11 protein-coding genes are annotated in these 12,387 nt (G+C 63.0%); 3 read left to right on the top strand and 8 right to left on the bottom strand.

What is annotated here, in order from left to right; all coding sequences use genetic code 11:
• Positions 1–67: 67 nt before the first annotated feature.
• Positions 68–1,783: an AMP-binding protein gene (locus JLZ96_RS11450; RefSeq protein ID WP_374758033.1), complete on the bottom strand. Its 1,716-nt coding sequence runs from the start codon at positions 1,781–1,783 to the stop codon at positions 68–70.
• 77 nt (positions 1,784–1,860) lie between these two features.
• On the opposite strand from JLZ96_RS11450, the gene JLZ96_RS11455 reads away from it, so the two are divergent.
• Entirely contained in the window at positions 1,861–2,334 is a 474-nt protein-coding gene (locus JLZ96_RS11455; RefSeq protein ID WP_201010141.1) for a DUF3995 domain-containing protein, read from the top strand.
• On the opposite strand, the gene JLZ96_RS11460 is transcribed toward JLZ96_RS11455, so the two are convergent.
• Genes JLZ96_RS11460 through JLZ96_RS11480 form a run of 5 tightly spaced genes read right to left on the bottom strand, consistent with a single transcriptional unit; the run spans position 2,331 to position 7,636 of the window.
• Complete coding sequence (locus JLZ96_RS11460) at positions 2,331–3,437, bottom strand: ABC transporter ATP-binding protein (protein WP_027495338.1); 1,107 nt, start codon at positions 3,435–3,437, stop codon at positions 2,331–2,333. The two genes, JLZ96_RS11455 and JLZ96_RS11460, sit on opposite strands and share 4 nt — an antisense overlap.
• 11 nt (positions 3,438–3,448) lie before the next feature.
• The gene (locus JLZ96_RS11465; protein ID WP_201010142.1) at positions 3,449–4,315 is read right to left on the bottom strand and encodes a carbohydrate ABC transporter permease; all 867 of its coding nucleotides are present in this window, start codon (positions 4,313–4,315) and stop codon (positions 3,449–3,451) included.
• On the bottom strand, positions 4,315–5,265 hold the full coding sequence (locus JLZ96_RS11470) for a carbohydrate ABC transporter permease (protein ID WP_032367121.1): 951 nt from the start codon (positions 5,263–5,265) through the stop codon (positions 4,315–4,317). The genes JLZ96_RS11465 and JLZ96_RS11470 overlap by 1 nt, the downstream gene beginning before the upstream one ends.
• On the bottom strand, positions 5,262–6,596 hold the full coding sequence (locus JLZ96_RS11475; RefSeq protein ID WP_027495335.1) for a sugar ABC transporter substrate-binding protein: 1,335 nt from the start codon (positions 6,594–6,596) through the stop codon (positions 5,262–5,264). Before JLZ96_RS11475 ends, JLZ96_RS11470 begins: the two co-directional genes overlap by 4 nt.
• 14 nt (positions 6,597–6,610) lie before the next feature.
• Positions 6,611–7,636, bottom strand: a complete 1,026-nt coding sequence (locus JLZ96_RS11480) for a sugar-binding transcriptional regulator (RefSeq protein WP_032367122.1) — start codon at positions 7,634–7,636, stop codon at positions 6,611–6,613.
• Positions 7,637–7,752: 116 nt separating this feature from the next.
• Here JLZ96_RS11480 and JLZ96_RS11485 point away from each other — a divergent pair, with 116 nt between their 5' ends.
• Both JLZ96_RS11485 and JLZ96_RS11490 read left to right on the top strand, forming a co-directional pair.
• A complete protein-coding gene (locus tag JLZ96_RS11485; RefSeq protein WP_201010713.1) occupies positions 7,753–8,787 on the top strand; it encodes an NAD(P)-dependent alcohol dehydrogenase in 1,035 nt (344 codons plus the stop codon).
• On the top strand, positions 8,784–10,259 hold the full coding sequence (locus tag JLZ96_RS11490; RefSeq protein WP_201010143.1) for a mannitol dehydrogenase family protein: 1,476 nt from the start codon (positions 8,784–8,786) through the stop codon (positions 10,257–10,259). The genes JLZ96_RS11485 and JLZ96_RS11490 overlap by 4 nt, the downstream gene beginning before the upstream one ends.
• On the opposite strand, the gene JLZ96_RS11495 is transcribed toward JLZ96_RS11490, so the two are convergent.
• Together JLZ96_RS11495 and JLZ96_RS11500 are read right to left on the bottom strand one after the other, a co-directional pair.
• The gene (locus JLZ96_RS11495) at positions 10,243–10,908 is read right to left on the bottom strand and encodes a TrkA family potassium uptake protein (RefSeq protein ID WP_201010144.1); all 666 of its coding nucleotides are present in this window, start codon (positions 10,906–10,908) and stop codon (positions 10,243–10,245) included. The genes JLZ96_RS11490 and JLZ96_RS11495 overlap by 17 nt on opposite strands.
• Positions 10,901–12,214, bottom strand: a complete 1,314-nt coding sequence (locus JLZ96_RS11500; RefSeq protein WP_201010714.1) for a TrkH family potassium uptake protein — start codon at positions 12,212–12,214, stop codon at positions 10,901–10,903. Before JLZ96_RS11500 ends, JLZ96_RS11495 begins: the two co-directional genes overlap by 8 nt.
• Positions 12,215–12,387: the final 173 nt, after the last annotated feature.

Raw genomic sequence — 12,387 nt, forward strand, 5'->3', positions numbered from 1 at the left:
CTGAGCGCCCACAATTCGCCTCCAGAATCGGGATCCCGCCTCCAGCAGCGAATAGTGGACGCTCACGTCACCTCTTCAGCGCAGGGAACTGGTCGTCACGCCACTCGCTGTCCAGTGGTCCGACGGCCGCGTCCTCGCGGGCGCGCAACTCCACGCGGCGGATCTTGCCCGAAATAGTTTTGGGTAGCTCGAAGAACTCGATACGCCGAACTCGCAGGAACGGGGCCAGGTGCTCGCGGGCGTACTTCAGGATCTCGAATGCCGTGTCTTCGTTGGGTTCCCAGCCAGCTGCGAGCGCAACGTACGCCTTGGGGACGGCCAACCGCGTCTCGTCGGGAGCCGGAACGACGGCCGCCTCGGCCACCGCGGGGTGTTCGATCAGCACGCTTTCGAGCTCGAACGGGGAGATCTTGTAGTCCGAGGCCTTGAATACGTCGTCGGTGCGGCCGACGTAGGTGATGTAGCCCTCGGAATCCCGCGATGCGACGTCACCGGTGTGGTAGTAACCGTCGGCCATGACGGCAGCGTTGCGTTCGGGGTCGCCGAGATAGCCGGTCATCAGGTTGAACGGCTGCTGCGCCAGGTCGAGGCAGATTTCGCCCTCGTCGGCCAGTTCGCCGGTGGTGGGGTCGACGATGACCACGGGGACGCCGGGCAGTGGCCGGCCCATCGATCCGGACTTCAGCACCGCACCCGGCGTATTGGCAACTAGCGCAGTGGTTTCGGTCTGGCCGAAGCCGTCCCTGATGTTCAGGCCCCAGTCCTGCTGCACCCGCGAGATCACCTCTGGGTTGAGCGGCTCACCGGCACCGATTGCCTCACGCAGTGAACCACCTCCGCCGGCAAGGTCTGCCTGAATCAGCATGCGCCACACGGTCGGTGGCGCGCAGAACGTCGTCACCTCGGCCCGGCGGATCTGCTCGAGCAATGCCTTCGCGTCGAACTTGCCGTAGTTGTAGATGAAGATGGTCGCCTCGGCGATCCACGGTGCGAAGAAGCAGCTCCACGCATGCTTGGCCCAGCCCGGCGAGCTGATGTTCAGGTGCACGTCGCCCGGGCGTAGTCCGAGGAAGTACATCGTGCTCAGATGCCCAGCGGGATAGGAGATCTGAGTGTGCTCGACGAGTTTCGGCTTGCTGGTGGTACCGGAGGTGAAGTACATCAGCAGGCGGTCGGTGGGTGCGGTGACGGACTCGAACGGCCTGGCCTCGACGGAGCGGGCATCCGAATAGTCGACCCAACCGTCGTGGGCGGTAGTGGCGATTCGCAGATAGTCTCCGGGCACGTCGTCGAATTTGCCGGTGTCCGAGGGGTTCACGATCACGGCGCGAGCATTGCCGCGCACTACTCGGTCGGTCAGGTCGGCGGGCCCGATCGCCGTGGTCGTCGGCATCAGCACCGCTCCGAGCTTCATCACCGCGAGCATCGACTCCCAGAGTTCCACCTGGTTGCCCAGCATCAGGATCACCGAGTCGCCGCGGCCGATTCCCTGCAATTCGAGCCAACGAGCCACCTGATCGGAGCGACGCGCCATGTCGTCGAAACTGTATTTGGCCTCGCTGCCGTCCTCTTCGACGATCCACAACGCGATGCCGTCGTTGCCACGGGCAATCGCGTCGAACCAGTCGATGGCCCAGTTGAACGTTTCGCCGAACGACGGCCATTCGAAAGTCGCTACCGCACGGTCGTAGTCGCCGTAGGTGTCGAGCAGAAGATCGCGTGCGTTTCTGAATGCCGTATATGCCGAGTCGACCATGTTTCCTCCTGCGCCTGTGATGCCCATCACCGCCACGGTAGGGGAGATGAACAATTCCTCGCTACCCCTGAACGGGGGTGGCAACTCGGCTAGCCTCGATCTCCGTGGCCATCCGATTCTTTGCGATCGCGTGCGTACTGGGGATCATTCACGCCGCGTTCTCCGCCTATTGGGCTGCAGGCGGTCGATGGCTGCTCGACACCGTCGGTGCCTTCGCCACGGAGTGGGCCGACTCCGAACCGGCAACGGCACGAACGGCACTGCTGGTGCTTGCCCTCGTCAAACTCGCCGCAGCAATTCTTCCGGCCCTCGCCTATCTGAACCGGCCGCGCCTGGCAGCACAGAACCGGACGAGGGTGCCGTCGTTGATCTTCGGCATATCCTGGCCCGGCTCTGTACTGCTAATTGTCTGGGGCGGTGCGTCGTTCATCGGAGCGGTGATCGGGTTGGTCGTCTCGGACGAGAACCGATCGGTCAAGTACGGTCACCTGTTCTTCGACGGCATCTTCCTGCTTTGGGGCGCAGCGCTTCTGACGGCACTGATCCTGTCGAGAAAAGCCCCGTACCAACCGCGTTAGATGCGCTCCCCCGTCTCAGGGTGGAAGAGGTGGATCGCACCGTCGAGTCGCGTCAGACCGATGCTTTCGCCGATCTTGGCCGGAGCTCGGACGGCCGAGCGGGCGACGAGTGAGACCGGCCCGCCGTCGAGCCCCTTGACCTTCGGGTCGTCGAGGTGTGCGTAGAGGTAGGACTCGCTGCCGAGTTCCTCGATCAGATCCACCTTGCCCTCGAAGCCTTCGCCGCCGCCCTGCACGATGCCGAGCTGCTCCGGGCGTAGCCCGACGGTGACGTTGTCGAGGCCGAGGCTCGCGAGCTTGGTCAGCTCGTCGCGTTCGAGCGGAAGCAGGAACGAGCCGATCTGAACGCCACCCGAGCCGATGGGAACCGTCATCAGGTTCATTGCAGGCGAACCGATGAAGCCGGCGACAAATGCGTTGACGGGGTTGTCGTACAGATCTGTGGGAGAGGCGAACTGCTGCAGTTTGCCACCGCGCAACACGGCAACGCGATCACCCATCGTCATGGCCTCGACCTGGTCGTGGGTGACGTAGACCGTCGTGGTGCCGAGTCGACGCTGCAACGCCGCGATCTGCGTTCGCGTCTGGACTCGCAGTTTCGCGTCGAGGTTGGACAGGGGCTCGTCCATACAGAACACCTGCGGCTCACGAACGATGGCACGCCCCATGGCAACTCGCTGACGCTGACCACCCGAGAGCTTGCCGGGCTTGCGATCCAGGTACTCGGTGAGGTCGAGGATCTTTGCGGCCTCGGCCACCTTCTTCGTGCGCTCCTCGAGGGACACCCCACGCATCTTCAGGGCGAAACCCATGTTCTCCCCGACGGTCTTGTTGGGGTACAGGGCGTAGTTCTGGAACACCATCGCGATGTCGCGGTCCTTCGACGGCACACCCACCATGTTCTTGCCACCGATCTCGATGGCACCACCGTCGATCTCCTCGAGACCGGCGAGCATCCGCAGAGCAGTGGACTTGCCGGAGCCGGAAGGCCCGACCAGCACGACGAATTCGCCGTCCTGGATGTCGAGGTCGAGTGAATCGACGGCGAGCTTGTCGGCACCTTCGTAGACGCAGGATGCCTTCTTGTACGTGATTGCAGCCATGAGACTTTCTCCTACTTGATTGCGCCGAAGGACAGGCCGCGCACGAGCTTGTTCTGCGCGAACCATCCGGCAAGGACGACGGGAAGTGCTGCGAACGTCGCAGCTGCGGAAAGCTGGGCCCAGTACAGGCCCTGACCGGTGATGAATCCGACGAGGTACACCGGAATCGTCTGGGCCTGAACGGCAGTGAGGTTGACTGCGAAGAAGAATTCGTTCCACGAGAAGATGACGCAGATCAACGACGTGGCCGCGATGCCGGGCGAAACCAGCGGCAGGATCACCTCACGTACCGAGGTCCACAGTGACGCGCCGTCCATACTCGCGGCTTCGAGCAGTTCGCTCGGCACTTCGAGGAAGAACGATCGCATCATCCACACGGCGATCGGAAGATTCATCGCGGTGTACAGCACGACCAAAGTCCAGATGTTGTCGAGCATTCCGATGTCACCGACGATGACGTACAGCGGGACGATCGCGGCGACGACGGGCAGCATCTTGGTGGAGATGAAGAAGAACAGCACGTCTTTCGTCTTCTTGACCGGACGCAGCGACAGCGCGAAGGCAGCCGGAACACCCAGCAGCAGAACGAAGATCGTCGAGACGACGGTCGCGAACGCCGAGTTCAGCAACGTCGTGCCGATGCCGCTCTCCAGGACCCCTCGATACTGATCGAGGGTCGGTGTGAAGAATAGCTTGGGCGGATCGGAGTAGGCGTCGGCCTCCTGCTTGAAACCGGTGAGGACCATCCACAGCACCGGGAAGAAGAACGCGATGCCTGCGACCCAGGCGACGAAGGACCAGATGGACCCCAGGCCCCACTTGCTCTTGCGCTTGATCGGCGCGGAAGTAGTTGTCTTGTCTACAGTTGCGGTACTCATCACGCAGCCTCCTCGGTTCCGCTGAAGCTCTTGAAGATCAGTCTCAGCGCCAGGGTGCTGACGATGATGGTGGCCACGACGGTGACGACGCCCATGGCCGCGGCCTGGCCGATGTCGAAGCCGAGGAACGCTCGCTGGTAGATGTAGAACGGCAGGTTCGCACTCGCCACACCCGGTCCGCCGGAGGTCATCATGTAGACCGCGTCGAAGGTGTTGACCAGATAGATGGCCCCGAGCACCGCGCCGAGCTCGATGAATCGGCGCAAATGCGGGAGGGTCAGCTCACGGAAGAGCTTGACCGGCCCTGCCCCGTCGACCCGTGCCGCCTCGGCGATGTCCTTCGGCATCGACTGCAGGCCGGCCAGGATCAGCAGCATCATGAACGGGGTCCACTGCCAGATCAGGTTCGCCATGACGGCGGGCAATGGGTAGCGCGAGACCCAGTCGATCTGATCGACACCGAACGGGCTCAGCGCGAAGTTGATCAGGCCGAAGACGGGATCGAACATCGTGGTCTTCCAGATCAACGCGCCGGCGACCGGGGTGATGAGGAACGGGGTGATCAGTAGGGTGCGAATCAGGCTGCGGCCGATGAACTTCCGGTCCAACAGCAGAGCCAGGAACAACCCGAGAACCACCGAGATGATGACGGTTCCGACGATCATGATCACCGTGTTGAGGGCGACCTCGCGGAACTGACTGTCCTGGAAGACAGCGACATAGTTGTTGAGCCAGTTGAACTTCTGCGAACCCGGTCGAACCAGGTTCCACGACTGCGTCGAGTAGTACAGCGTGAACAGGAACGGAACCTGGGTGACGAGAATGGCGAACACCATGGCCGGCAGCAGCGGGCCGCGGCGACGCCACCCTTCGGCCTTGGAGATCGTCCTCGGTCTCGGTACGAACTCCTCGGAATCGGCCTGCGCCGATCGTGTTGCGGTGGTGGTCATCCCTGGTCCTCCTGGTACGTCTTACCGACCACTTCGGCGTATTGCTGCGCTTGTTCGAGCGCGTCGTGGACGCTGATTCGTCCTGCTACTGCGGCGCTGATCTGTTGACTGACACGGGTTCCGAGGTCCTGGAACTCGGGGATGGTCAGGAACTGCACTCCGGTGTACGGAACCGGATCCACAGTGGGATTGTTCGGATCCGCGCCGTTGATCGAATCGAGGGTGACCTGACCGTACGCAGCGGACGCCTCCTCGTATTCGGGAATCTGGTAGGTCGACAGACGACTGCCGGGAGGCACTCGCTCCCAACCCAATTCATTGCCGACCTTGTTCAGGTATTCCTTGCTGGTCATCCACGAGACGAACTTCCAGGCGTCGTCGGGATTCTCGGACGTCTTCGGGATTCCGAGGGCCCAGGAGTACAGCCACCCGTTGTCGCCCTTGGCGGCCGACGGTGCCTTGGCGTATCCGATCTTGCCGACCACGTTCGACGACGTCGGGTCTTCGAGGACCGACACTGCAGATGTGGCGTCGTACCACATTGCCGTATTTCCCTGCGACAGTTGCGTTCCGCATTCGCTGAAACCGCTTGTCGCTGCGCCTGCCTGACCGTGCTCACGTACCAGGTCGACGTAGAACTGAACGGCCTGTTCCACCTCTGGGCTGTTGAGCTGTGCGTTCCAGTTCTCGTCGAACCACCGACCACCGAATGCGTTGATGACGGTATCCAACGGGGCGAGTACTTCACCCCAACCGGGTTTGCCGCGCAAACAGATTCCCGATACGTCCGGGCTGTCGAGCTTCGCGGCGGCGTCGGCGACTTCCTGCCAGGTGGGCTCCTCCGGCATGGTGATGCCGGCAGCCTCCATCAGGTCCTTCCGGTACATCAGGAAAGAGGATTCGCCGTAGAACGGCACCGAGTACATGCTCCCCTCGTACGACAGCGACTCCTTCAGGGTGGGAATGAAGTCGTCCTCGTCGTAGCCCGGTGTTGCGTCGGCATACTCGGACAGGTTGGTCAGCCAGCCGTTCTCGGCCCACTGCGGGGTCTCGAAGTTGCTGATCATCACCACGTCGAACTCGCCGCCGCCGGTGGCGACCGAGGCGGTGATCTTGGCCCGCGCCTCGTTCTCCGACAGCGACACGAACTTCAGATTGATGCCGGGGTTCTCCGCCTCGAACTCCGGAGCGAGCGAAATGGCGTCGGACATCTGTGAATTGGAGACGATCGCGACGGTGATCGTCTTGCCGTCACCGTCACCACCGAACGAGCCGGCTCCGGCGCAGCCGGACAGCACCAAGGTTGTCGCAAGCGATGCCGCGACAGCCACTTTCGGTAAAACCCTCACTGAAATACCTTTCCATTGGAGGTCGCCGTTGCAGGAGCTTGCGCAACGAGCCAGCGTGCACTTTCGATGTCGGTCACCAGGATCGAGGCCAGTCCGCCGCGCAGAGCACCGAGGAGCGCCTCGTGTTTACGTTGCCCACCGGTGACGAGCACAGCCCGATCACACGCCCTGATGGCGTCGAGCCCCACCGACACGGTTCGGCCGGGGAGTGATCCTCCGGTATCGATGCCGTCGGCGTCGTAGAACCGTCCGCCGATCTCGCCGACTGCACCGAGGCGGCGCAATTCTTCGAGCACGTCGAGGTCGATGAAGCTGCCCTCGAACAAGGTGGTGGACGTGGAAACGGGACCGATGCCGTACATCATCACATCGGCATCGGTCCCGGCTTTGAGGGCGCGAGAGATCACGGAATCCTGCTCCAACGCAACGACTGTCGCCTGATCGGCGTACAGCGGCGCGTTGAGCCTGATGGGTGTCGCTTGCAGGTACGCAGCGCACCGTCCGAGTGTGTACTCGACACCGGTCTGATAGTCGGCCGAGGTGATGGAGCCGTCGAGTTGTACCACCGCAGCACATTTGGTGGATCGGGTCTTCAGCGAGCTCGCCACCGCCACCGTTTCGGGGCCCCAGGTGAACCCCAGGACGTCGCGATCCTTGAGTCGACGCGAGAGCAACGTTGCTGCCGCTCGGCCGAGGGATCCGTAGCCGGTGTCCGTGCCGTCGATGACGTCCGAGACGACCAACACCTCGGTGAGTCCGAACTTCGCTTCGAGCTCACGCTCGACGTCCGCATGCACGGTGCCCTGCAGATCGTCGGGGACGTTGATCTCGATCGTCACGAGCCCCTGGGAACGAGCCCGCGCGACCAACCGTCCTGCAGTCGGGCGCGAGACGCCCAGCTTCACGGCGATCTCGGCCTGCGTCGCACCTTCGAGGTGGTACATGGTGGCGGCGCGCAGAGCCAGCCGGAGATCTTCTCCCGACCGCGCGGACTTCGCCCCACCGGGCTCCGATCCGTCCATGACGCCTCCCTGACCAGTGAGCAAATGCTCAGCTCGTGTTCATCTGCTCACTAAGCTAACATTAAGGTGTGATCTACACAACACCCCCCCGCATCCAGCGGCCCGTGCCACAGTCCATGCAGGCCAGCGTGCTCACCGGCGTGCACGAGATACGAATGGAAGACCGGCCGGTGCCGACCCCAGCCCACGACGAGGTACTGGTCCAGGTCACCGCCGTCGGCGTGTGCGGGTCCGATGCGCATTACTACCGGGAGGGACGCATCGGCGAGTACTTGGTCGACGGCCCGCTGGTCCTCGGTCACGAGGCGGCCGGTGTGATCGTCGCGGTCGGCTCCGATGTGTCCGACGCCCGCGTCGGGCAGCGGGTGTCCATCGAACCGCAGCGTCCCGATCCCACCAGCGCCCAGTCGCGCGCCGGCCGTTACAACCTGTGCCCGGCCATGGAATTTTTCGCCACGCCTCCGATCGACGGCGCGCTGGCAGAGTACGTACTGATCCAGTCGGTGTTCGCCCACGACGTCCCCGACTCGATCTCCGACGAGGCCGCAGCACTGTTCGAGCCGCTGTCGGTCGGTATCGCCTCGGCGCAGAAGGCCGGAATCACCGCCGGATCCAGCGTGCTCATCGCTGGCGCAGGTCCGGTCGGCATCGTCACCGCCCAGGTGGCCCGCGCTTTCGGTGCCACCGAGGTGATCGTCAGTGACATCGACGCACCGCGACGTGACAATGCCGCGAAGCTCGGTGCGACGCGGGTGCTCGATCCAGCAGTGGACGACGTACGTGCGCTGGAAGTGGACGCGTTCATCGACGCATCGGGTGCTGCTCGGGCCGTCGTCGACGGCATTCATGCTGTGCGGCCGGCGGGTACCGTCGTACTGGTGGGCATGGGCGGTTCGGATTACCCGCTTCCCATCTCGCTGATTCAGAACCGAGAACTGGTTCTCACCGGCGTCTTTCGGTACGCCAACACGTGGCCGATCGCGCGCGAGCTCGTCCTGGCCGGTCGCGTCGACCTCGATGCTATGGTCACCGCGCGTTTCGGCCTCGATCGCGTCGAGGATGCCTTGAATGCAGACAAGCAACCCGGCAGCATCAAAGCCGTTGTGATTCCCGGTCTTTCCCAGAGCCCATCGAAGGAGACGAACGTATGAAGTTGAACTCGCGCAATCTCGACGACTTCATCGAGGACGTGGCCGTTCCCACCTACGACCGTTCCGACGTCACCGTGGGCATCGTGCATTTCGGTGTCGGCGGCTTCCATCGAGCACATCAGGCGATGTACATCGACCGGTTGTTGCAACAGGGGCAAGGGTCCGAGTGGGGCATCTGTGGAGTGGGCGTACTTCCCGGAGACCGCCGGATGAAGGACGTGATGGAGGCGCAGAACTGCCTGTACACGTTGGCGCTCAAGCATTCCGACGGCACGTGGGACACCCGCGTCATCGGATCCATCGTCGAATATCTCTTCGCGCCCGACGACACAGAGGCCGTCATCGAGAAGATGGCCGCGGAGACCACGAGGATCGTCTCCCTCACGATCACCGAGGGGGGCTACAACTTCTCCGCGACGACGGGTGAGTTCGACGTCGAGAACCCCGCCATCGTCGCCGATCTCATGGACGGGGCCGTTCCGGCAACCACGTTCGGGCTCGTCGTGGAGGCATTGTCACGGCGCAAGGAACGCGGACTGAAGCCGTTCACGATCATGTCGTGCGACAACATCGAAGGCAACGGCCACATCGCACAATCGACATTCACCACCTTCGCCCGCCTAAAGGATCCGGCTCTCGCAGAGTGGATCGCCGTAGAAGGGGCGTTCCCCAACTCCATGGTCGACCGCATCACTCCGGTCACGACACCGGAAGTGATCGAGGAACTCTCGGCCCGCTACGCCATCGACGATCAGTGGCCCGTAGCCGGTGAGCCGTTCACACAGTGGGTGCTCGAGGACAACTTCACGCTGGGGCGACCGCCTCTCGAGGACGTCGGAGTTCAGGTTGTCGACGACGTCACGCCGTACGAGCTGATGAAGCTGCGCCTACTCAACGCCAGCCATCAGGCGCTCGCGTATTTCGGCTACCTCAGCGGTTTTCGACTGGTGCACGAAGTCTGTCAGGACCCGCAGTTCGCCGCGTTCCTACTCGCATACATGGACGAGGAAGCAACGCCCACGTTGCAACCCGTTCCCGGCATCGACCTCGCCGAATACAAGCACACGCTCATCGAACGGTTCTCCAACCCGGAAATCCGCGACACCGTCGCCCGCCTGTGCGCCGAGTCCTCGGATCGAATTCCCAAGTGGCTGTTGCCCGTAATCCGCAAGAATCTCGAGAGCGGCGGTGAGATCACTCGCTCCACCGCAGTCGTTGCCAGTTGGGCACGCTACGCCGAGGCAGTCGACGAGGCCGGTGAGCCCATCGACATCGTCGATCAACTGAAGGATTCACTCGTTCCGATCGCGCAGAGTCAGCGAGAGCATCCGACGGCCTTCATCGCCAATCGCGCAGTGTTCGGCGATCTGATCGACAACGACCGTTTCGTCGCCGAGTACACGACACAGTTGGCGTCACTTCAGAAGAACGGTGCGCGCGCGACCCTGGAGGCGCTCATGTCGACTCGCTGAATTTTTCGGTGTCTCGAACCTGGCCGGAGACGATGACGGTATCGCCTGCGCCGATCACCGTGTCCGCCGTGGCGTAGGTGAACCCTTCACCCGGACGCTTGACTGCAACGACGGTGACACGGTGCTTGGTGCGAATTCCGGTCTCGCCCAAAGTTTTTCCTAGCAGCGAGGCCGGGGGCGACGTCTTCGCCATGGCAAAGCCGTCGTCGAACTCGATGTAGTCCATCATCCGACCACGTACCAGGTGAGCTACTCGCTTGCCCATGTCGTGCTCGGGCCTGACGACGTGGTGGACGCCGATCTGGCTGAGAATCTTGGCGTGCGCGTTGCTCAGAGCCTTGGCCCAGATGGTCGACATCGACAGATTCACCAGAGCCGATGCGGTGAGCAGGCTCGCTTCGAGATTGGAACCGATGCCCACGACGGCGCGGTCGTACTCGTGTACCGAAAGTTGTCGCAACGACTCCTCGTCGGTGGTATCGGCCACCACAGCATGCGTCAAACGGTCTGCCACGCGTTGCACTACGGCCTCGTCGCTGTCGACGCCGAGCACCTCGACTCCCTGGCTCATCAGTTCCAGCGCCAGCGACTTACCGAAGCGGCCGAGACCGAGAACGACGACGACGTCGGAGGACGGTTTCCTAGCCAATGAACGGCCTTTCCGTGGGAAGCGTGTAGCGCCGACCGCGGTCGCGGGCGGCGAGAGCACTGACCAGAGTGATGGAACCGATGCGGCCCAGATACATCAGGACGATCAGAATCATCTGGCCCCAGCCGGGCAACTGTGCGGTGATTCCGGTGGACAGGCCCACCGTCGCGAATGCCGAGACGACCTCGAAGAGAAGCACGTCGAGGTCGAAGTTCGTGCCCGCCAGCAGCGCCACCACCGGAACCAACACCAACGCAACACCGATCAACGCGACGGTCAATGCCTGACGTTGCACCCGAGGATCTATTCGACGGTCGAACACCGTCACCTCGCGGTCACCGCGGATTTCGGCCACGATGACGAACAGCAGCAAGGCAAATGTGGTGACCTTGATGCCGCCTGCCGTACCGCCGCTGCCACCACCGATGAACATCAGGACATCGGTGATCAAGAGGGTCGCGTTGTCCACATCCGCGTAATCGACACTGTTGAAGCCTGCGGTGCGGGGCATGACGCCCTGGAACGTCGCGACGAGCATCTTGTCCCAGAACCCGAATCCGCCCAGGGTTCTCGACCACTCGAAAAGCAACACCACCGTCGGACCGAGAACCAACAGAACGGCGGTGACGGACAACGTCATCCGGGTGTGCAAGGTCCAGCGCTTGCGAGAACGAACGCCGCGAGCACGTGATCGGATACGACGGGCGATCTCGAACAGAACCGGAAACCCGATGCCGCCCAGCACGACCGCGATCAACAACGGCACACAGATCCACGGGTCGGTGGCAAACCCGATCATGTTGTCGCTGAAGAGCGCGAATCCGGCGTTGTTGAACGCCGACACGGAATGGAAGATCCCCAGCCAGAGCGCACGCCCGAGGGGCTCGTCGTATCCGAAGAAGAAGCGCGCCGCCAGACAGAGCGCGACAACACCCTCGATGATCAGACTGGTACGGAACACACCCACGACGACGCTACGAACGTCGCCCAGCCCGGATGTGCGTACCTCGGCTGCCGCATTCAACCTGCCCCGAAGACCGATCCGATCCGCCAGGAGCAGACCGACCAAGGACGCGATCGTCATGATCCCGAACCCGCCGATCTGAATCAGGCCGAGAATGACGCCCTGGCCAAGACCCGACCAGTACACCGGGGTGTCCACCACGATCAGACCCGTCAGGCTCACCGCCGAGGTGGACGTGAACAGCGCCTGCAGAATCCCGGTGTCGTTTCCAGGCACGGTGGCCGCCGGAACCATCAGGATGCCCGCACCGAGGAGTATGGCCACCGCGAAACCCGTTGCCATCACTCTGACCGGCGTCGGCCTGAAGAGCGCGAACCGTCGTGATGCCTGGTGAGCGTCTGTCACCCGGCAGACAGTACCGGTGGGACGAGCCGCTTCGCGGCACGTGCGCGGAACTTCGTAGCAGGGGTCGAGTTTCCGCGCACCTGGGTCATTCCGCAGGCTCCACTCCCGCG

Origin of the sequence: Rhodococcus sp. NKCM2511, from assembly GCF_014905595.1 — a bacterium.
GTDB lineage: Bacteria > Actinomycetota > Actinomycetes > Mycobacteriales > Mycobacteriaceae > Rhodococcoides > Rhodococcoides fascians.

Excerpts from the sequence above, each read along its gene's own strand:
- JLZ96_RS11450 (WP_374758033.1), bottom strand. The coding sequence starts at position 1,783 with ATGGGCATCACAGGCGCAGGAGGAAACATGGTCGACTCGGCATATACG.
- JLZ96_RS11460 (WP_027495338.1), bottom strand. The coding sequence starts at position 3,437 with ATGGCTGCAATCACGTACAAGAAGGCATCCTGCGTCTACGAAGGTGCC.
- JLZ96_RS11465 (WP_201010142.1), bottom strand. The coding sequence starts at position 4,315 with ATGAGTACCGCAACTGTAGACAAGACAACTACTTCCGCGCCGATCAAG.
- JLZ96_RS11470 (WP_032367121.1), bottom strand. The coding sequence starts at position 5,265 with ATGACCACCACCGCAACACGATCGGCGCAGGCCGATTCCGAGGAGTTC.
- JLZ96_RS11480 (WP_032367122.1), bottom strand. The coding sequence starts at position 7,636 with ATGGACGGATCGGAGCCCGGTGGGGCGAAGTCCGCGCGGTCGGGAGAA.
- JLZ96_RS11485 (WP_201010713.1), top strand. The coding sequence starts at position 7,753 with ATGCAGGCCAGCGTGCTCACCGGCGTGCACGAGATACGAATGGAAGAC.
- JLZ96_RS11490 (WP_201010143.1), top strand. The coding sequence starts at position 8,784 with ATGAAGTTGAACTCGCGCAATCTCGACGACTTCATCGAGGACGTGGCC.
- JLZ96_RS11500 (WP_201010714.1), bottom strand. The coding sequence starts at position 12,214 with ATGGCAACGGGTTTCGCGGTGGCCATACTCCTCGGTGCGGGCATCCTG.